We start from the raw sequence: 19,796 nt of genomic DNA, 5'->3' as shown, positions 1-19,796 counted from the left end.
GTAGATAGGGTCAGGATACCAGACCCAGTGCCCGTTTAACCGGGCCAAAACTGCGTCGGTGGTGCTCGGTGGCACCGTATTCTGCCAGCTTTTCCAGATGAAAAGCGGTTGGGTAACCTTTGTGCTGGGCAAAGCCGTACTGCGGAAATATACCATCAAGGGCAGCCATTTCGGCGTCGCGCGTCACTTTCGCAATAATAGATGCGGCGCTGATTTCCGCCACCCGGCTGTCGCCCTTCACCACCGCCATTGAAGGCATCGGCAACGCAGGGCAACGGTTGCCATCGATGAGCACGTATTCCGGTGCGATACTCAAGCCCGCTACGGCGCGCTGCATCGCCAGCATCGTGGCATGCAAAATGTTCAGTTCGTCGATTTCATGGGGTTCTGCGCGGCCCAGACTCCAGCAAAGCGCTTTCTCTTTGATTTCATCAAACAGCGCCAGACGGCGTTTTTCGCTCAGCTTTTTAGAATCATTCAACCCAATAATCGGGCGGGCGGGATCGAGGATCACCGCCGCAGTCACCACGGCGCCGACCAGCGGACCGCGGCCAACTTCATCCACACCCGCCACTAAATGGGTGTGCGGATAAACAAATTCAATCATCGTGCTAACTCCAGAACCGCGTCAGCTGCCTGCTCATCGGCATTACAGCGGATTTGCAAATGCAGTTCGCGGAAAGTGTCGTGCATCGCGTGGCTGGTTTTGCCATTCGCCAGCAGCGGCAGCAGCGCATCAGCAAGCGCCTGTGGCTGGCATTCATCCTGCAACAACTCTTTCACCAGCTCGCGCCCGGCAAGCAGGTTTGGCAGCGACACATAATCAGTTTTGACCAACCGTTCCGCCAGCCAGAAAGTGAAGGGTTTCATACGATAACCCACCACCATCGGGCATTTCGCCAGCATGCATTCCAGCGCCGCTGTACCTGAAGCCAGCAGTGCCGCATCGCTGGCCACCATCGCTTCACGCCCCATGCCATCCAGCAGGTGAACGTGGAGATCCGGCGCAACCTCGGCCTTAATGCGTTCGAACTGTTCACGGCGTTTGGCATTCACCAGCGGGACCACCACTTCGAGATCCGGATAGTGATGACGCAGGATTTGCGCCGTTTTCAGAAAATCAGCGCTGAGCATTTCCACTTCCGCGCCGCGGCTGCCCGGCAGCAAGGCCAGACAGTGCGCATCGTGCGGAATACCCAGTACATCTCGCGCCGCATTTTTATCGGGGTCCAGCGGCATGGCGTCGGCCATGGTGTGTCCAATAAAGCGGCAGGGAACGTTAAATTTGTCGTAAAACGCTTTTTCGAAAGGCAGAAATGCGAGCACCAGGTCGGTGGCTCTGCCTATTTTGAAAACACGTTTCTGTCGCCAGGCCCAGACGGACGGGCTGACATAGTGAATGGTTTTAATGCCCTGCTTCTTCAGGTTGCCCTCAAGCGTGATGTTGAAATCCGGGGCATCAATGCCGACGAAAACATCGGGTTGCAGCGCAGTAAAACGCTTTGTGAGATCGGCACGAATGTGTAACAGACGACGCAAGCGCCCGAGGACTTCGACAATCCCCATCACCGCCAGCTCTTCCATCTCATACCAGGCTTCACAGCCTTCAGCCTGCATACGCGGGCCGGCAACGCCGACAAACCGCGCATCAGGAACCCGGGCTTTTAGGGCACGGATCAGGCCTGCGCCAAGAATATCGCCGGAAGTTTCTCCGGCGACCAGGGCAATCGTTAATGGACGCTGCTCAGTCATTAACGAATCAGACCGCGAGTTGAACGCGCGAAGAATTCCGTAAACGCTTTAACTTCCGGGTACTGCTCAGCCAGTTCAGCGATTTCAGCTTTCGCTTCATCCAGCGTTTTACCATTACGATACAGTGCTTTGTACGCGTTACGGATAGCAGTAATCGCCTCACGGCTAAAGCCGCGACGTTTCAGACCTTCGATGTTCACCCCAAACGGCGTGGCATGGTTGCCCTGCGCAATCACGAACGGTGGAACGTCCTGCGCAACGCCGGAACAACCGCCAACCATCACGTGCGCACCAATGATGCAGAACTGATGGACCGCGGTCATACCGCCGATAATGACGTAGTCGTCGAGCGTAACGTGGCCTGCCAACGTGGCGTTGTTGGCAAGGATACAGCGATCGCCAAGCAGGCAATCATGCGCAACGTGCGCGTTGATCATCAGCAGGTTATCGCTACCCACCTTCGTCAATCCACCGCCCTGTACTGTGCCACGATGAATGGTGACGCTTTCGCGAATGCGGTTGCGATCGCCAATCTCCACACGGGTAGGTTCGCCAGCATATTTCAGATCCTGGTTCACTTCACCGATGGAGGCGAACTGATAAATCTCGTTATCACGGCCAATTTTGGTGATGCCGTTAACAACAACGTGAGACTTCAGTACGGTACCTTCGCCGATTTCGACGTTGGACCCCACAATACAAAACGGGCCAATGTGAACGTTAGCGCCGATAACGGCACCGTCTTCAACAATGGCGGTAGGATGGATAAAGGCGGTTTTATCAATCACGGATCAGGCCTCCCGGCTACGCGCACACATCATAGTCGCTTCGCAAACAACCTTGCCGTCAACCAGCGCAACGCCTTTAAAGCGAGTCAGGCCGCGACGGGTTTTCTCGAAGGTGACTTCCATAATCATCTGATCGCCAGGCACAACCGGGCGCTTGAAGCGCGCTTCGTCGATACCTGCGAAGTAGTAAAGTTCGCCGGGTTCCAGTTTACCTACGCTTTTGAACGCCAGGATACCGGTCGCCTGCGCCATCGCTTCCAGAATCAGCACGCCTGGTAAAATCGGCTTACCAGGGAAGTGCCCCTGGAAAAACGGCTCATTTACGGAAATGTTTTTCACTGCGCGCAGAAAACGACCTTCTTCAAAATCCAGCACGCGGTCAACCAGTAAGAACGGGTAACGGTGCGGCAGAAGTTCTAAAATCTCTTCAATGTGCAGAGTATGAGTGTCGGTAGTCAAAATACTCTTCCTGTCAAAATATACTGAATGGCAATAATAACACGGCCTGCCGGATTTTCAGAAAGCCGACAGGCCGATAAATGTCGCTCCGTCATCACAAGGCTCAGCCCTGTCAATTCGGCGACAATCCAATGTGGGTGACTGTTTAGTCTTGTTGATTGATCTTGCGCTCTACAGCTTTCAGGCGCTTGCTCATATCATCAATATTCATCACCAATGCTGCTGTCTTACGCCACGCCTTATTCGGCTGAAGCGGAATACCAGAAGAATAGACGCCAGGCTCAGTAATCGGGCGCATCACCATGCCCATTCCGGTTACTGTCACCTTGTCGCAAATTTCCATATGTCCGTTAATGACGCTGGCGCCGCCAATCATGCAGTAACGGCCAATTTTCAGGCTACCTGCCATAATGACGCCACCGGCGACGGCGGTATTGTCGCCAATCACCACGTTGTGCGCAATCTGACACTGGTTATCAATGATAACACCGTTGCCGATTACCGTATCGTCAAGTGCGCCACGGTCAATGGTGGTACAGGCGCCGATCTCCACGCGATCGCCAATAATTACGCGACCTAATTGTGGGATCTTCACCCAGTTACCGCGATCGTTGGCATAACCAAAACCATCCGCGCCGATCACAGTGCTGGACTGGATCAGGCAATTCTCACCGATCTCGATGTCGTGGTAAATGCTGACGTTTGCCCACAGACGCGAGCCGGCTCCGATTTTCGTCTTTTTACCGACGAAAGAGCCTGCGCCAATCACCACGTTATCGCCAAGCACAACGTCAGATTCAATCACCGCATTCGCGCCGATAGAGACGTTTTTGCCGAGCGTCGCCGTAGGATCGATGACTGCGCTGGGTGCGATTTCCTGCGCCGGTTGCGGCGTGGTATCTAAAATTTGGGCCATACGGGCGTAAGTCAGGTAGGGATTCTTCACTACCAGCGCCGCGCTTTTGGCAAAAGGAAGATCGTCTGCGGTCATGACAACGGCAGAGGCCTGGCAAGCGGCCAGGTGCTCACGGTATTTAGGATTCACCATGAACGTAATATGGCCTGTGGTCGCGGATTGCATGGACGCGACAGCGGTGATGACGATATCGCCATCACCGTGTAATTCCGCATCCAACTGCTGCGCGAGATCAGCCAGTCGAATTGAAGGCATTACTTATTTAACCTGTTTCAGTACATCAGCGGTGATGTCTTTAACATCGCTGCTGTTGAATGCAACGGCGTTAGCGTCAACAACCAGGTCGATGCTCTGGCTGTTTGCAACAGATTTCACCGCAGTCTGGATACGAGTAACCAGTTTGCCGCGCTCTTCGTTGGTGCGACGCTGACGATCCTGCTCAAATGCCTGGGCTTTCTGAGCGAAAGTCTGGCGCTGAGAAGTGATGTCTTTTTCCAGCTTGGTGCGATCTGCACCTGCTTTCATGGACTGCAGACGCTGCATTTTAGACTGCAGGTCGCCTTCCATACGCTGAAGTTCACCGGCACGGCCTTTGAACTCATTTTCCAGCGTGCTGGAAACACCGGTTTTCTGTGCAACTTGTTGGAACAGGTTGCCCATGTTAACAATTGCGATTTTATCTGCTGCCTGAGCAGACGCAGCCATTGCTAAACCTAAACCTGCAGCTACTAACCACTTTTTCACAATAAAACTCCTTACCATCCCATGCGTACCCGAAGGTACCGTTTTTTATGTGGCCCGAAGGCCACTTAACGCTATGCCTATACAGCGTCACTACACTGCACTGCATTCCTTTGCAAGTGAGCAATTACCAGGTTTTACCAATGTTAAACTGGAACTGCTCGGCTTTGTCTCCATCGTATTTCTTGAACGGCTGGGCGTAGGAGAAGACCAACGGCCCCAATGGGGACATCCATTGTAATGCGATACCCGCAGACATACGGATGTTGCTTGGATCGCTGTAGTCAGGGATCCCCGCAGCACGCGTTTCTGCAGTGTCTTTCCAGTTAGTATCCCACACGGTACCCGCATCCCAGAAGACAGAAGTACGAATAGAGTTCGCGTATTTATCGCTCACAAACGGCGTAGGTACAATCAGTTCCATGCTGGCAACAGCCATGGCGTTACCGCCGACTGCATCATCTGAATCACAGATGCCTGGCTTACCGTCTTTAGTCACTTCGCAGTTATCGGTGCCAGGGCCATAGTAAGCGGCTTTAGGACCAATGTTGTTCGACTGGAAGCCACGCACAGTGCTGGAACCACCGGCATAGAAGTTTTCATAGAACGGCAATTCTTTGCCGCCCAGGCCATCACCGTAACCCCAACGCGTACGACCCAGAACAACCCACTTGTGGTCGTCATCAATTGGGAAGTAGGACGCGGTATCCAGCGTGACTTTATAGAACTCGTTATCAGAGCCCGGAATCGTGACTTTACCATTCAGGTTAACGCGCGAACCGTCCGTCGGGAAATAGCCGCGGTCCAGTTTGTTATACGTCCAACCATAGTTGAAGGTGAAGTCATCCGCCGAGAAGTTATTATCATCAGACGTCGTGCTGGCATTCTGACCAATAGAATCCAGATAACGGTTCATCGCTACCTGCGGCTGCATGTTAGACAGGTCGTTATGGACATAGCCCAGACCCGCACGCAGCGTGTTGTATTCGTTGATCGGGAAGCCAAGCGTGCCATCTACACCATAACTTTTGTTGGTGTAGGAGGAGAGGTCCGCATCATCTGCTTTAAAGTCATTGTAGAAGATACGACCGCCGAGGCTCACGCCATCGACCGTAAAGTACGGGTTGGTCACAGAAAACTCAGAATAGGTCTGGTAGTCGTTCTTGGTCCCGTTGATACCCACGGAGTAGCCCGTACCTAACCAGTTATCCTGCTGTACGCCAACCTGGAAGCTGACGCCGCTTTCTGTACCGTAACCAATACCGAAGTTGAAGCTACCGGTGTTACGCTCTTTCACCTTGTAAACCACATCCACCTGGTCCGGGCTACCCGGTACGCGTTGGGTGTCGGTATCAACGGTTTCGAAGTACCCCAGACGGTTCAGACGCTCTTTACCCTGGTCAACTAAATCGCTGCCCAGCCATGCCCCTTCCATCTGACGCATTTCGCGACGCAGAACGGCATCTTTAGAAGTATCGTTACCTTCAAAGCGGATTTTGCGCACGTAGAAACGGTTACCCGCATCAACGTTCACATGCAGCTTAACGGTTTTATCCGCATCGTTGATTTCCGGCTGAGACTGAACGCGCGGATAAGCGTAACCATAGCGACCCAGAAGCTTTTTAATATCATCTTCCATTTTGGTCACTTTGGTGCCGTTATACAGCTCGCCCGGCTCGATTTTAGTCAGCGCTTCGATTTCAGCGGAGTGCCCGGCCAGATTACCGCTCACCTGTACGCTATCGAGTTTGTACTGATCGCCTTCCGTCACGTTAACGGTGATGTAGATGCCTTTTTTATCAGGCGTCAGGCTCACCTGCGTGGAGTCGATGTTGAAACGTGCGTAACCGCGATCCAGATAGTAGCTGCGCAGGGTTTCAAGGTCGCCCGCCAGTTTCTGTTTCTGATATTTGCGATCGCCCACTACGTTCCACCACGGCACTTCATCACGCAGCTGGAAGTTCGAGATAAGATCTTCTGTGCTAAACGCGTGGTTACCCACGATGTTGATCTGCTGGATTTGCGCGGAGACGCCTTCCTGGAAGACCAGTTTCAGGTCGACACGGTTACGCGGCAGCGGGGTGACAACGGCTTTTACGCTCGCGCTGTATTTACCCACGCTGTAGTAGAAGTCTTCGAGCCCTTTTTCGATATCCGAAAGCGTGGTGCGGTCAAGAGATTCACCTACGCGAACGCCAGATGCTTCAAGGTTCTGCTTGAGCATGTCATCTTTCACCGACTTGTTGCCGGAGAAGGTGATGCTGGCAATCGTTGGACGCTCTTTCACCTGAACCAGTAACGTATCGCCGTCTCTCAGAACGCGAACATCCTCAAAGTTGCCAGTGGCAAACAGAGCGCGGATGGTATTACTGATATCGTCATCAGTTATGGTATCACCAGGACGTACTGGCATACTGAGGAGGGCCGCACCAACAGCGACTCGCTGCAAGCCTTCGAAATGAATGTCCTTCACTACGAACCCGTCAGCACCGTATACGGTCGCGCTGCTAAACAGCAGCGACGCTATAAGCAACTTTTTCATCGCCATCGTTATTATGCGTTCTTCCTAACTAACTCTCATAACCGAGAGAAATCATTGAAAAGTGCAAGCCCCATTAACAACACCAGCAATATTGAGCCAATGCGATAACTAAAGTCTTGAACTCGCTCGGATACCGGACCGCCCTTCAGCTTTTCAATCGCCAAAAACAGCAGATGGCCCCCATCTAACACGGGGAGCGGGAACAGGTTGATGATGCCCAGATTTACACTGATGAGCGCAAGAAACATCAGATAGTAAATCAACCCGTACTCCGCTGACATCCCAGCCCCCTGAGCGATCGAAATCGGCCCACTGAGGTTGTTCAGTTTGACGTCACCGGTGATCAATTTTCCCAGCATGCTAACCGTCAGCTTCATCAACTGCCACGTTTTATCCGTGGCCTGGGCGATGGCGCTGAACGGCCCGTACTGGCGCACTGTTTTGTATTCGTCAGGCAGCGGGATAACTTTTGGTACCACACCCGCAAACCCTTCCGCCTTTCCGTTACCGTGTTTTGTATCCGGTATCAGCGTTAAAGACAAGGGACTCCCCTGCCTTTCGATATCTAACCGCAGTCCTTTACCGGGATTATCACGCACCAGCGTGACAAACATCATCCAGTTTTCCAGCGGTTGACCATCGACTTTAACGATCCTGTCGCCCGCTTGCAAACCGGCTTTGCTGGCAGCAGAGTCGGCCTGAATCTCGGCAAGGACAGGTTCAATCTGCGCACCGCGCGGGCGAATACCGAGTGAAGCGATAGGATCTTCTTTATCCGGTTCGAACGCCCAGTGCTGCAAATTCAGGATTTTATCCTGGCGCTGTTCACTTCCGAAAGGGGCAACAGTGAGGGTGGCGCGCTCGTCGCCAATTTTAGCGACCATCGCCAAACGCACTGCATCCCAATCAGGCGTTTCGATACCATCTACGGCTTTTAGTTCCGTACCAGGTGCAATTTGTGCTTCTGCCGCAATCGAATTGGGAGTTATTTCACCGACAACCGGACGAATGCCAGGGACGCCGATGATAAACACCAGCCAGTAAGCGAAGATGGCAAAAAGGAAGTTGGCGACAGGGCCGGCAGCAATAACAGCGGCGCGTTGGCCGACCGTTTTATTGTTGAATGCGAAGTGGCGCATCTCCGGCGCAACCGGCTCGACGCGCTCATCCAGCATTTTAACGTAACCGCCCAGGGGGATAAGGGCGATAACAAATTCGGTGCCGTGTTTATCAACGCGACGCCAGAGCGATTTCCCAAAACCAATTGAAAAACGCTCTACGCGAACGCCACAGCGGCGAGCAACCCAGAAGTGACCAAATTCATGGACGGTGATCAATACACCCAGGGCAACAATAAATGCCGCCAGATTCCAGAGTATGCTCAGCATAGACCCATCCGTTAAATCGTCCTGAAAACTAACAACAGCAAGCACGCAAAGACCGGAACCGCCGCCGTCAGGCTATCAATACGGTCCAGAATTCCGCCGTGGCCGGGGATCAAATGTCCACTGTCCTTGATGCCGGCTTCACGTTTAAACATGCTCTCGGTCAAATCGCCAAGCACAGATGCCAACGCAGCGACAATGGAGCATATTAATAGCGTTGAGGGGGCTACGTCCAGATTTGCCCACAATCCATAGGCCCAGGAAATAACCGCAGCCGTTAACAGACCACCGATAAATCCTTGCCAGGTTTTTCCCGGTGAAACTTTGGGCGCCAGCTTATGTTTGCCAAACAGTTTGCCAAACATATACGCGCCGGAATCCGCACCCCATACGAGGATCATGACATACAGCAGCCACAGCGCACCGCTGTAGTGATTATCGTCGTAGTGCCATGCGCGCAACGCCACCATGCCCCAGAAAAACGGCACGATAGTCAGCAAGCCAAACAGCAGACGTAACGTCTTAGAATGACGCCACGACGCGGCTGAACCTGGATAGGTCAGAACCAGCACCAGCGCCACAATCCACCACGCAAGCGAGGCCCAGAGCGAAATCTCAACAACGGGTTGATGGAGATTATGATGATACTCCGGAAGCAAGAAGAGCATCACCGCCAACAACAGGCCGCAAAGTACCGCCAGCCATACCCGCTGCGTACGCGAGCTAAATCCGCTCAGTTGTCCCCATTCCCACGCGGCCAGCATACAGACGACCAGCGTAACAATGGCGAACCCGACTGGCGGCAGCAGAAACAGCGCCGCAATAACAACGGGTATTAAAATTAATGCAGAAATCAGGCGATACTTCAGCAAAAGCTACCCCCATCAGGCCTATTCGCCACCAGGCTCGGTGCCGCCGAAACGTCGCTCACGATTTGCAAAAGCATGCAGCGCACCCTCAAAGTCTTGTTCATCGAAATCGGGCCAAAGAACATCGGTAAAGTAAAGTTCAGCATAGGCAATTTGCCAGATAAGAAAATTACTGATGCGATGTTCTCCCCCTGTCCTAATTACTAAATCTACGGGAGCCAGTTCATGCATGCAGATTTGCTGACTCAGCAGATCTTCACTGATGTTGTCGGGACGGAGTAACCCTTCCTGAACCTGTTCAGCCAGTCGCTGAACTCCCTGAATAATATCCCAACGCCCACCATAATTAGCGGCGATATTTAACGTCAGCCCGGTATTATTTTCGGTTAACGCTTCCGCTTTACGGATGCGCTCCTGTAGGCGGGCATTGAACCGGCTGGTATCACCGATGATACGCAACCGCACATTGTGGCGATGCAGGCTTTTTACTTCGCTATCAAGCGCCCACACGAAAAGCTCCATCAATGCGCTAACTTCTTGCTCGGGGCGGTTCCAGTTTTCACTGCTGAACGCATAAAGGGTTAATGCCTCAATGCCATTATTCGCCGCATACGACACGGCGCGGCGAACAGACTTCGCCCCAGCTTTATGTCCAAAGGCGCGAATCTTCCCTTGTCTCTTCGCCCAGCGACCATTGCCGTCCATGATGATAGCCACATGGCGACACCCGTGGGCAGGCACATTTTCGCTGATTGGTTGATTAGCAGACAACATAACGCGTTTTTAGTCCATGAAAAGGAATGAGCGGTACCCCGGAATACTGATATTTCTGTCGCAAAAAAGCCGTGTTGAAGCACGGCTTGCACGATTGCCCCTGAAAATAGAGGCGCAATCGGTGGCGCAGACTATATCACTGAAGCCAGACGCTAACAAATACCATGACAGTTCACAGGCTGATAATCCTCAGCTTGCGAAACGCGTCACTTGTTTTCGCGCCACATCACGCGCATGCGCGTCAATTACCAGCACCTCATCGACGGAATGCGGCTCTGTAAGCGACATCGCGTCAAGCACAGCCAGGTTCGCCGCCGCAATATCGGTAAAGCGAATCTGCGAATCCAGGAATGCAGCAACGGTAATTTCGTTCGCCGCATTCAATGCGGTTGTCGCCGCCTGCCCCTGCTCGAACGCGTCCATCGCCAGCTTAAGGCAAGGATAACGATCGTAATCCGGTTCGCTAAACGTCAGTGCGCCCAGTTTGCAGAAATCGAGCGGCTTCACGCCGGATTCCGCACGTCCAGGCCAGGCCATCGCATTGGCGATAGGCGTGCGCATATCCGGCTCGCCGAGTTGTGCAATGACGCTGCCGTCTTTATAGCGCACCATCGAGTGAATCACCGACTGTGGATGAATCACCACTTCCATTTGCGCAGCGGAGGCGTTAAACAGCCAGCGGGCTTCAATGTATTCGAGACCTTTATTCATCATGGTGGCAGAGTCGACGGAAATTTTACGTCCCATCGACCAGTTCGGATGACGGCAAGCCTGATCCGGCGTCATTGCGCGCAGTTCACTGATTGGCGTCTCACGGAACGGACCACCAGATCCGGTAAGCAGAATGGACGTGACGCCATGCTGCCCGAGATCAGCGTACCCCAGGTCTTGCTGAAAAGTTTGCGGCAAACTCTGAAAGATGGCGTTATGTTCGCTGTCGACCGGTAAAAGTTGCGCGCCGCTGGCTTTCACCGCTTCCAGGAACAGGCGTCCGCAGGTCACCAGGGACTCTTTGTTCGCCAGTAAAACCGTTTTGCCGGCATGAATAGCGGCAAGCGTCGGGACCAGGCCCGCCGCGCCAACGATGGCGGCCATCACCTGATCAACATCGTCCAGCGCAGCCACTTCACACGCCGCCTGTTGCCCACACATCACTTCGGTGCGGCTACCGTGTTCACGCAGAGCGATTTTCACTGCTTCGGCGCTATGGGCGTCATCCATCACCGCGAAACGCGGGGAAAACTCCAGACACTGCTCGACCATGCGATCGACGTTTTTACCGGCAACCAGCGCGGCAACGGAGAAATGGTCAGCGTTATGGCGTACAACATCCAGCGTGCTACAGCCAATTGAGCCCGTTGAGCCAAGAACGGTTATTTGCTTCATGAAAGGTCCAGCTTAGCGACTTGAAGGGTGAAGAGTATAAATGCAAAACGCCGCCAGCAAAGCGATACGCTTCCTGTACGGCGTTATTCCTGCAAACAAATGCAGATTAGAACTGCATCAGTTCCGCTTCTTTCTCTGCCAGCGCCGCATCAATTTTCTTGATAGCCGCGTCGGTCAGTTTCTGCACGTCGTCCTGAGAACGGCGATCGTCATCTTCGCTGATCTCTTTGTCTTTCAGAAGCGCTTTCACTTTGTCGTTCGCGTCACGACGGACGTTACGCACAGAGACACGCCCCTGCTCAGCTTCACCGCGCACAACTTTGATCAGGTCTTTACGACGCTCTTCAGTCAGCGGCGGCAGCGGAACGCGAATGTCTGTGCCTGCAGAGCTTGGGTTCAGACCAAGATCAGACGCCATAATCGCTTTCTCAACAGCCGGGCCCATAGAGCGATCGAACACGTTGATTTTCAGCGTACGGGTATCTTCTACAGTGACGTTCGCCAGCTGACGCAGCGGAGTCGGGGTGCCGTAATACTCAACGACGATGCCGTCCAGCAGGCTGGGAGAAGCACGACCCGTGCGTATTTTGCTGATTTGGTTTTTGAACGCTTCTACGCATTTGTCCATGCGCACTTCAGCATCTTTTCTGATATCGCTAATCACGTTACGAATCCTTGAAAACTTGTCTCAGTCAGACCAGACGGTAGCACAGATGCGCTAAGTATAGTCCTGTTTAAAATATGCCACCGGGTAAGTGACCCGCATGATTAAAGCGGAATCTTACCCGTATTTGGCCTCGACGGAAATTATTCCGTGATTAAAGTGCCTTCTTTTTCGCCCATGACCACGCGACGCAGTGCGCCAGGTTTATTCATGTTGAAGACGCGAATCGGCAATTTGTGGTCACGAGCCAGCGTAAACGCCGCCAGATCCATGACTTTCAGTTCTTTATCCAGTACTTCGCTGTAAGTCAGCTGTTCGTACATGGTCGCCGTAGGATCTTTCGCCGGGTCAGCGGTAAACACACCGTCGACTTTGGTGGCTTTCAGTACCACGTCGGCTTCGATTTCAATACCGCGCAGGCAGGCTGCGGAGTCGGTTGTGAAGAACGGATTACCGGTACCCGCGGAGAGGATCACCACGCGGTTGTTGCGCAGCAGGCTAATCGCCTCTGCCCAGCTGTAGTTGTCGCACACGCCGTTCAGCGGAATGGCAGACATCAGGCGAGCGTTCACATAGGCGCGATGCAGTGCGTCACGCATTGCCAGGCCGTTCATTACCGTGGCCAGCATGCCCATGTGGTCGCCCACAACGCGGTTCATACCCGCTTTCGCCAGACCTGCACCGCGGAACAGGTTACCGCCGCCAATCACTACGCCAACCTGAATGCCCAGTTCAACAAGTTCTTTAATCTCTTGCGCCATACGGTCAAGGATGCTTGCGTCAATACCGAAACCTTCAGTCCCCTGCAATGCTTCGCCGCTCAGTTTAAGCAGAATGCGTTTGTAGACGGGTTTTGCGTTGGTAGCCATTTTCTTTCCTGCGAGTGTCACGAATGGGATGATTTAAATCAGGTGACATCATGCGCTTCCTGCCGATTTGCCCCTATAAGAGCTGGCTGATTTTCACATGACGGGTACAAAAAGGAGCCGCCCTGAGGCGGCTCCGAACAGTACAATTAAGACTGTTTAGACATTGCAGCAACTTCTGCTGCGAAGTCAGCTTCAACTTTCTCGATGCCTTCGCCCACTTCAAAGCGGATGAAGCCAGTCACGTCAGCGTTGTGCTCTTTCAGCAGTTGGCCCACGTTTTTGCTCGGGTCCATGACGAAAGGCTGACCAGTCAGAGAAACTTCGCCGGTGAATTTCTTCATGCGGCCTTCAACCATTTTCTCTGCGATTTCTTTCGGCTTACCAGACTGCATCGCGATGTCCAGCTGTACCTGGTATTCTTTCTCTACCACTTCAGCAGACACGTCTTCTGGTTTAACGAATTCTGGTTTGCTTGCAGCAACGTGCATTGCCAGGTGTTTAACCAGCTCTTCATCAGCGCCTTTAGCCGCAACCAGAACACCGATGCGCGCACCGTGCTGGTAGCTACCCAGAACGTCGCCTTCCAGGATTGCAACGCGACGGATGTTGATGTTTTCACCGATTTTAGCAACCAGTGCAACACGCTCTTCTTCGAACTGTGCTTTCAGGACTTCAACGTCAGTCACTTTGCCAGCAACAGCTGCGTCCAGAACTTTGTCTGCGAACGCCTGGAAACCACCATCTTTAGCAACGAAGTCAGTCTGGCAGTTAACTTCCAGAATCACGCCGAAGTTGCCTTCGATTTTGGTTTTGATCACGCCGTCAGCAGCAACGTTGCCTGCTTTTTTAGCTGCTTTGATCGCGCCAGATTTACGCATGTTTTCGATTGCCAGCTCGATGTCGCCGTTAGCTTCAGTCAGTGCTTTTTTGCAATCCATCATGCCTGCGCCGGTACGTTCACGCAGCTCTTTTACCAGGGATGCGGTAATTTCAGCCATTCTAAAATCCTCGGAAGAGTGATCCGCCCGGCCTGATAACCGAACGGATTTAAAAAAGTGAAAAAGGGGCCATAAAGGGCCCCTTAACCAAACTTGATACTACCTGGTCTATAAGGGGGCTCTAACGAGCGTTCCTTATTACTCAGCTTCTACGAAGCTTTCTTCAGCCTGGGAAGCCAGGTCAGAAGAACGGCCTTCACGAACGGTAGCCGCTACAGCGCTCAGGTACAGGGTTACAGCACGGATTGCATCGTCGTTACCCGGGATAACGAAATCAACGCCGTCTGGATCGGAGTTGGTATCAACGATAGAGAACACTGGAATACCCAGGTTGTTCGCTTCTTTGATAGCGATGTGCTCGTGGTCAGCATCGATGACGAACAGTGCGTCCGGCAGGCCGCCCATGTCTTTGATACCGCCCAGGCTGTTTTCCAGTTTCTCAAGCTCACGAGTACGCATCAGCGCTTCTTTCTTGGTCAGCTTGTCGAAAGTACCGTCCTGAGACTGAGTTTCCAGGTCTTTCAGACGTTTGATGGACTGACGAACGGTTTTCCAGTTAGTCAGCATACCGCCCAGCCAGCGATGGTTCACGAAGAACTGGTCGCAGCTGTTAGCAGCTTCTTTCACCGCTTCGCTTGCAGCGCGTTTAGTACCAACGAAAAGGATTTTACCTTTACGAGCAGAAATCTTGTTCAGTTCAGCCAGAGCTTCGTTGAACATCGGTACAGTTTTCTCAAGGTTGATGATGTGAACTTTGTTACGCGCGCCGAAGATGAAAGGCTTCATTTTCGGGTTCCAGTAACGGGTCTGGTGACCAAAGTGAACACCAGCCTTGAGCATGTCGCGCATGGAAACAGTTGCCATGATTTAAAACCTCTATAGATTAATTTGGGGTTATGCCTCCACGTATCCCATATTACCGACCCCGAAGGGCACCCCGGAACATGTGTCGATACGTGTGTGTTGTTACACAAAGTGAGATTGTCGCTTCAGTCCATTCTGTGTATATCAAATGGAACGGAAGTCCGGCGCGCTTTATACCACAAATACGCCACCGACACCAATAATTGTTGGCACTCTATGCTGTAACTGATTCTCAATCTGGTAGTGGATGCTTCAGACTGTTAACATTGATAGCACTTACACAATTATTGTCGATAAATTCGACCCTGATGGACAAACTCCATGGCTATTTCTATTAAAACACCTGAAGAAATCGAAAAGATGCGCGTCGCGGGTCGTCTGGCAGCCGAAGTGCTGGAGATGATCGAGCAGCACATCAAACCGGGCGTAAGCACCGGTGAACTGGATCGCATCTGTGACGACTGGATCGTCAACCACCAGCACGCGATCTCCGCCTGCCTCGGCTACCACGGTTATCCAAAATCAGTCTGCATCTCCATCAACGAAGTGGTTTGCCACGGGATCCCGGATGATGCTAAGCACCTGAAAGATGGCGATATCGTCAACATCGATGTGACCGTGATCAAAGACGAGTTCCACGGTGACACCTCAAAAATGTTCATCGTCGGTAAACCAACTATTCTGGGCGAGCGCCTGTGCCGCGTAACCCAGGAAAGCCTTTATCTGGGCATCAAGATGGTAAAACCAGGCATCCGCCTGCGCACCATCGGGGCGGCAATCCAGAAATACGCGGAAGCGGAAGGTTTCTCTGTGGTGCGCGAATACTGCGGTCACGGTATTGGTCGCGGCTTCCACGAAGAACCGCAGGTACTGCACTATGATGCAGATGACGGCGGCGTGGTGCTTAAAGAAGGCATGACCTTCACCATCGAACCGATGCTGAACGCCGGTGATTACCGCATCCGCACCATGAAAGATGGCTGGACGGTAAAAACCAAAGATCGCAGCTTGTCTGCTCAGTACGAGCATACTATTGTGGTAACGGCAAACGGCTGCGAAATTCTGACGCTGCGTAAGGATGACACCATCCCGGCTGTCATCTCGCACGACGAATAATTGATTTGCCTGATGGCGATGCTTTCGCATCTTATCAGGCCTACAAATTGCACTATCCCGTAGGCCGGATAAGGCGCTTGCGCCGTCATCCGGCTTTTTACATGGGTGGCGCAAACATAAATGAAAACTCTTCCTGAACAGCTCGCGAATACCGCACTCCCCACCCTTCCCAATCAGCCGCAAAATCCCGGTACCTGGCCTGCGGATGCGCTGAACATGGTCACAATCAAATCCCATCTTGATGATTTCCAGCGCTGGCTGGGTGAAGCCTTTGATAGCGGAATTTCCGCCGAACAGCTCATCGAAGCACGCACCGAATTCATCGACCAGCTCCTGCAACGCTTGTGGCTTCAGTACGGTTTTGGCGATGTGGAAGATGCGGCGCTGGTTGCCGTTGGGGGCTACGGACGCGGTGAGCTGCACCCGCTCTCGGACATCGACCTGCTGATTTTAAGCCGTAAGAAACTGCCCGATGAGCAGGCGCAGAAAATTGGCGAGCTGTTAACGCTCCTCTGGGATCTCAAACTGGAAGTGGGTCATAGCGTTCGAACGCTGGAAGAGTGCCTGCTGGAAGGTCTTTCAGACCTGACCGTCGCCACCAACCTGATTGAATCACGCCTGCTGATTGGCGACGTCGCCCTGTTCCTGGAACTGCAAAAACACATTTTCAGCGAAGGCTTCTGGCCATCAGAAAAATTCTTCCCGGCGAAAGTGGAAGAGCAAAACGCGCGCCACCAGCGCTACCACGGCACCAGCTATAACCTTGAGCCGGATATTAAAAGCAGCCCCGGCGGCTTGCGCGATATCCACACTTTACAGTGGGTCGCCCGCCGACACTTTGGCGCCACATCGCTTGATGAAATGGTCGGTTTTGGCTTTTTGACTGAAGCCGAGCGCAATGAGCTCAATGAGTGTCTGCATCTGCTGTGGCGCATCCGCTTTGCACTGCATCTGGAACTTAACCGCTACGACAACCGCCTGCTGTTCGACCGTCAGCTTAGCGTTGCCCAGCGCCTGAACTACGGCGGCGAAGGCAATCAGCCGGTTGAGCACATGATGAAAGATTTTTACCGCGTGACGCGTCGCGTCGGCGAGCTCAATCACATGCTGCTTCAGCTGTTTGATGAAGCGATTCTTGCCCTGACGGAAGATGAAAAACCGCGTCCAATTGACGATGATTTCCAGTTACGCGGCTCGCTAATCGACCTGCGCGATGACACGCTGTTTATGCGCGAACCGCAGGCGATTCTGCGCATGTTCTCTCTTATGGTGCGCAACAGCACTATTACCGGAATTTACTCCACGACCCTGCGCCACCTACGCCATGCACGTCGTCATCTGGCGCAGCCGCTATGTTATATCCAGGAAGCCCGCTCGATTTTCCTTAGCATGCTGCGCCACCCCGGCGCGGTGAAACGCGGCCTGCTGCCAATGCACCGCCACAGCGTGCTGTGGGCCTACATGCCGCAGTGGTCGCATATCGTCGGTCAGATGCAATTTGACCTGTTCCACGCCTACACGGTGGATGAACACACCATTCGCGTGCTGCTCAAGCTGGAAAGCTTTGCCGAAGAAGAGACGCGCCCGCGCCACCCTTTGTGTGTCGATCTCTGGCCGCGTCTTACCCATCCCGAACTGATTCTGATGGCCGCGCTGTTCCACGACATCGCCAAAGGACGCGGGGGCGATCACTCGATTCTTGGCGCGGAAGACGTGCTGAAATTCGCCGAACTGCACGGTCTGAACTCCCGTGAAACGCAGCTGGTTGCCTGGCTGGTACGTCATCACCTGTTAATGTCCGTCACCGCCCAGCGGCGTGATATTCAGGACCCGGAAGTGATTAAACAGTTCGCTGAAATTGTGCAAACGGAAAACCGTCTGCGTTATCTGGTGTGTCTGACGGTTGCCGATATTTGTGCCACCAATGAAACCCTGTGGAACAGTTGGAAGCAAAGTCTGTTGCGCGAACTCTATTTCGCCACCGAAAAACAGCTGCGCCGGGGAATGGATAATACGCCGGATATGCGCGAACGCGTGCGTCATCATCAGATGCAGGCGCTGGCCCTGCTGCGCATGGATAACATCGACGAAGAGAAGCTGCATCAAATCTGGAACCGCTGTCGCGCTAACTACTTTGTACGCCATACGCCAAATCAGCTCGCCTGGCATGCCCGACATCTGTTGCAGCACGATCTCGCGGAACCGATGATCCTGTTAAGCCCACAGGCCACCCGTGGCGGTACCGAGATTTTCATCTGGAGCCCGGACCGCCCTTACCTCTTTGCGGCGGTATGCGGCGAGCTGGATAGACGTAACCTTAGCGTGCACGACGCACAGATTTTCACCACCCGCGATGGCATGGCGATGGATACCTTCATCGTGCTGGAGCCCGACGGCAGCCCGCTCTCATCCGATCGCCATGAGGCTATCCGTCTTGGGCTGGAACAGGCGATTACCCAACGTAGCTGGCAGGTGCCGCAACCGCGTCGCCAGCCGGCAAAATTGCGTCACTTCTCCGTCGATACCGAGGTGAGTTTCCTGCCAACCCATACGGACCGAAAATCATTTCTTGAACTGATTGCGCTCGATCAGCCAGGTCTGTTAGCGCGCGTCGGGAAAGTGTTCGCTGACCTCGGAATTTCCCTTCACGGGGCCAGAATTACGACAATTGGTGAACGAGTAGAAGATTTATTTATAATCGCCACCGCCGACCGGCGTGCGCTTAATAATGCGCTGCAATTAGAGGTACAACAACGGTTGACAGCAGCCCTCAATCCAAACGATAAAGGGTAATCATTTTTTTACACAGATGGAAAGAGTAACAATGCAGCAATTACAGAACGTTATTGAGTCCGCTTTCGAGCGTCGCGCCGACATTACCCCAAACAATGTCGACACCGTAACCCGCGAAGCGGTAAACCAGGTTATTTCATTACTGGATTCCGGCGCGCTGCGTGTCGCTGAAAAAATTGACGGCCAGTGGGTCACTCACCAGTGGTTGAAGAAAGCGGTTCTGCTCTCTTTCCGTATTAACGATAACCAGGTTATCGATGGTGCGGAAAGCCGCTACTTCGATAAAGTGCCGATGAAATTCGCCGACTACGACGAAGCGCGCTTCCAGAAAGAAGGCTTCCGCGTGGTTCCGCCAGCGGCCGTTCGTCAGGGTGCGTATATTGCTCGCAACACCGTATTGATGCCGTCTTACGTTAACATCGGTGCCTACGTTGACGAAGGCTCCATGGTTGATACCTGGGCAACCGTTGGCTCCTGCGCGCAAATCGGTAAAAACGTTCACCTGTCTGGCGGCGTCGGCATCGGCGGCGTACTGGAACCGCTGCAGGCTAACCCAACCATCATCGAAGATAACTGCTTCATCGGCGCGCGCTCTGAAGTAGTCGAAGGTGTGATTGTCGAAGAAGGCTCTGTTATCTCCATGGGCGTATACCTGGGTCAGAGCACCAAAATCTACGACCGCGAAACCGGCGAAGTCTTCTATGGTCGCGTTCCGGCGGGCTCCGTTGTCGTCTCCGGCAACCTGCCGTCGAAAGATGGCAAATACAGCCTCTACTGCGCGGTTATCGTGAAGAAAGTGGACGCCAAAACCCGCGGTAAAGTGGGCATTAACGAACTGCTGCGGACTATCGACTAAGGTGCAGAAAAAAAGCGGGGGCGA

Annotated in this window: 18 protein-coding genes; 3 read left to right on the top strand and 15 right to left on the bottom strand. The window is 53.2% G+C overall.

Annotated elements, in window-relative coordinates:
- Positions 1-10 precede the first annotated feature (10 nt).
- From rnhB to rpsB, 15 genes are all read right to left on the bottom strand, one after another.
- Positions 11-607 carry a ribonuclease HII gene (gene rnhB, locus NMC31_RS21155; RefSeq protein WP_149463183.1) on the bottom strand — a complete coding sequence of 199 codons (597 nt, stop codon included), beginning with the start codon at positions 605-607 and terminating at the stop codon, positions 11-13.
- Positions 604-1,752 (bottom strand): lipid-A-disaccharide synthase, encoded by a 1,149-nt coding sequence (gene lpxB / locus NMC31_RS21150; RefSeq protein WP_149463182.1) that lies wholly within the window; start codon positions 1,750-1,752, stop codon positions 604-606. Before lpxB ends, rnhB begins: the two co-directional genes overlap by 4 nt.
- Entirely contained in the window at positions 1,752-2,540 is a 789-nt protein-coding gene (lpxA, locus tag NMC31_RS21145; RefSeq protein ID WP_253899003.1) for an acyl-ACP--UDP-N-acetylglucosamine O-acyltransferase, read from the bottom strand. The genes lpxB and lpxA overlap by 1 nt, the downstream gene beginning before the upstream one ends.
- Positions 2,541-2,543: 3 nt before the next feature.
- Positions 2,544-2,999 carry a 3-hydroxyacyl-ACP dehydratase FabZ gene (gene fabZ / locus NMC31_RS21140; RefSeq protein WP_015965836.1) on the bottom strand — a complete coding sequence of 152 codons (456 nt, stop codon included), beginning with the start codon at positions 2,997-2,999 and terminating at the stop codon, positions 2,544-2,546.
- Positions 3,000-3,144: 145 nt separating this feature from the next.
- On the bottom strand, positions 3,145-4,170 hold the full coding sequence (lpxD, locus tag NMC31_RS21135; RefSeq protein WP_253899002.1) for a UDP-3-O-(3-hydroxymyristoyl)glucosamine N-acyltransferase: 1,026 nt from the start codon (positions 4,168-4,170) through the stop codon (positions 3,145-3,147).
- 3 nt (positions 4,171-4,173) lie between these two features.
- Positions 4,174-4,659 carry a molecular chaperone Skp gene (skp, locus tag NMC31_RS21130; RefSeq protein WP_149463179.1) on the bottom strand — a complete coding sequence of 162 codons (486 nt, stop codon included), beginning with the start codon at positions 4,657-4,659 and terminating at the stop codon, positions 4,174-4,176.
- A gap of 124 nt (positions 4,660-4,783) precedes the next feature.
- A complete protein-coding gene (bamA, locus tag NMC31_RS21125; RefSeq protein ID WP_149463178.1) occupies positions 4,784-7,204 on the bottom strand; it encodes an outer membrane protein assembly factor BamA in 2,421 nt (806 codons plus the stop codon).
- Between the two features lie 29 nt (positions 7,205-7,233).
- Positions 7,234-8,586 carry a sigma E protease regulator RseP gene (gene rseP / locus NMC31_RS21120; protein ID WP_149463177.1) on the bottom strand — a complete coding sequence of 451 codons (1,353 nt, stop codon included), beginning with the start codon at positions 8,584-8,586 and terminating at the stop codon, positions 7,234-7,236.
- An 11-nt stretch (positions 8,587-8,597) separates the two neighbouring features.
- On the bottom strand, positions 8,598-9,455 hold the full coding sequence (cdsA, locus tag NMC31_RS21115) for a phosphatidate cytidylyltransferase (RefSeq protein WP_149463176.1): 858 nt from the start codon (positions 9,453-9,455) through the stop codon (positions 8,598-8,600).
- 18 nt (positions 9,456-9,473) lie between these two features.
- Complete coding sequence (gene ispU, locus NMC31_RS21110; protein ID WP_015965842.1) at positions 9,474-10,226, bottom strand: (2E,6E)-farnesyl-diphosphate-specific ditrans,polycis-undecaprenyl-diphosphate synthase; 753 nt, start codon at positions 10,224-10,226, stop codon at positions 9,474-9,476.
- Between the two features lie 189 nt (positions 10,227-10,415).
- Entirely contained in the window at positions 10,416-11,612 is a 1,197-nt protein-coding gene (gene ispC, locus NMC31_RS21105) for a 1-deoxy-D-xylulose-5-phosphate reductoisomerase (RefSeq protein ID WP_149463174.1), read from the bottom strand.
- 106 nt (positions 11,613-11,718) lie between these two features.
- The gene (gene frr, locus NMC31_RS21100; RefSeq protein WP_015965844.1) at positions 11,719-12,276 is read right to left on the bottom strand and encodes a ribosome recycling factor; all 558 of its coding nucleotides are present in this window, start codon (positions 12,274-12,276) and stop codon (positions 11,719-11,721) included.
- 143 nt (positions 12,277-12,419) lie between these two features.
- Positions 12,420-13,145 (bottom strand): UMP kinase, encoded by a 726-nt coding sequence (gene pyrH, locus NMC31_RS21095; protein WP_015965845.1) that lies wholly within the window; start codon positions 13,143-13,145, stop codon positions 12,420-12,422.
- A 146-nt stretch (positions 13,146-13,291) separates the two neighbouring features.
- Positions 13,292-14,143: a translation elongation factor Ts gene (tsf, locus tag NMC31_RS21090; protein WP_015965846.1), complete on the bottom strand. Its 852-nt coding sequence runs from the start codon at positions 14,141-14,143 to the stop codon at positions 13,292-13,294.
- Positions 14,144-14,281: 138 nt separating this feature from the next.
- On the bottom strand, positions 14,282-15,007 hold the full coding sequence (gene rpsB, locus NMC31_RS21085; protein WP_015965847.1) for a 30S ribosomal protein S2: 726 nt from the start codon (positions 15,005-15,007) through the stop codon (positions 14,282-14,284).
- A gap of 321 nt (positions 15,008-15,328) precedes the next feature.
- Here rpsB and map point away from each other — a divergent pair, with 321 nt between their 5' ends.
- The 3 genes from map to dapD all read left to right on the top strand — a co-directional run bounded on the left by map (position 15,329) and on the right by dapD (position 19,772).
- A complete protein-coding gene (gene map / locus NMC31_RS21080) occupies positions 15,329-16,123 on the top strand; it encodes a type I methionyl aminopeptidase (protein WP_108476968.1) in 795 nt (264 codons plus the stop codon).
- A 120-nt stretch (positions 16,124-16,243) separates the two neighbouring features.
- Complete coding sequence (gene glnD, locus NMC31_RS21075; RefSeq protein WP_253899001.1) at positions 16,244-18,916, top strand: bifunctional uridylyltransferase/uridylyl-removing protein GlnD; 2,673 nt, start codon at positions 16,244-16,246, stop codon at positions 18,914-18,916.
- Between the two features lie 31 nt (positions 18,917-18,947).
- Positions 18,948-19,772, top strand: coding sequence for a 2,3,4,5-tetrahydropyridine-2,6-dicarboxylate N-succinyltransferase (dapD, locus tag NMC31_RS21070; protein WP_108476970.1), 825 nt, complete (start codon positions 18,948-18,950; stop codon positions 19,770-19,772).
- Positions 19,773-19,796 lie beyond the last annotated feature (24 nt).

The organism is Pseudocitrobacter vendiensis (assembly GCF_943590815.1).
GTDB classification, from domain to species: domain Bacteria; phylum Pseudomonadota; class Gammaproteobacteria; order Enterobacterales; family Enterobacteriaceae; genus Pseudocitrobacter; species Pseudocitrobacter vendiensis.
Note: the sequence above shows the minus strand (reverse complement) of the source record. Positions and strands in the feature narration are given on the sequence as shown.

Coding starts and splice junctions, on each gene's coding strand:
- rnhB (WP_149463183.1), bottom strand. CDS start 607: ATGATTGAATTTGTTTATCCGCACACCCATTTAGTGGCGGGTGTGGAT.
- lpxB (WP_149463182.1), bottom strand. CDS start 1,752: ATGACTGAGCAGCGTCCATTAACGATTGCCCTGGTCGCCGGAGAAACT.
- lpxD (WP_253899002.1), bottom strand. CDS start 4,170: ATGCCTTCAATTCGACTGGCTGATCTCGCGCAGCAGTTGGATGCGGAA.
- bamA (WP_149463178.1), bottom strand. CDS start 7,204: ATGGCGATGAAAAAGTTGCTTATAGCGTCGCTGCTGTTTAGCAGCGCG.
- rseP (WP_149463177.1), bottom strand. CDS start 8,586: ATGCTGAGCATACTCTGGAATCTGGCGGCATTTATTGTTGCCCTGGGT.
- ispU (WP_015965842.1), bottom strand. CDS start 10,226: ATGTTGTCTGCTAATCAACCAATCAGCGAAAATGTGCCTGCCCACGGG.
- ispC (WP_149463174.1), bottom strand. CDS start 11,612: ATGAAGCAAATAACCGTTCTTGGCTCAACGGGCTCAATTGGCTGTAGC.
- pyrH (WP_015965845.1), bottom strand. CDS start 13,145: ATGGCTACCAACGCAAAACCCGTCTACAAACGCATTCTGCTTAAACTG.
- tsf (WP_015965846.1), bottom strand. CDS start 14,143: ATGGCTGAAATTACCGCATCCCTGGTAAAAGAGCTGCGTGAACGTACC.
- rpsB (WP_015965847.1), bottom strand. CDS start 15,007: ATGGCAACTGTTTCCATGCGCGACATGCTCAAGGCTGGTGTTCACTTT.
- map (WP_108476968.1), top strand. CDS start 15,329: ATGGCTATTTCTATTAAAACACCTGAAGAAATCGAAAAGATGCGCGTC.
- glnD (WP_253899001.1), top strand. CDS start 16,244: ATGAAAACTCTTCCTGAACAGCTCGCGAATACCGCACTCCCCACCCTT.
- dapD (WP_108476970.1), top strand. CDS start 18,948: ATGCAGCAATTACAGAACGTTATTGAGTCCGCTTTCGAGCGTCGCGCC.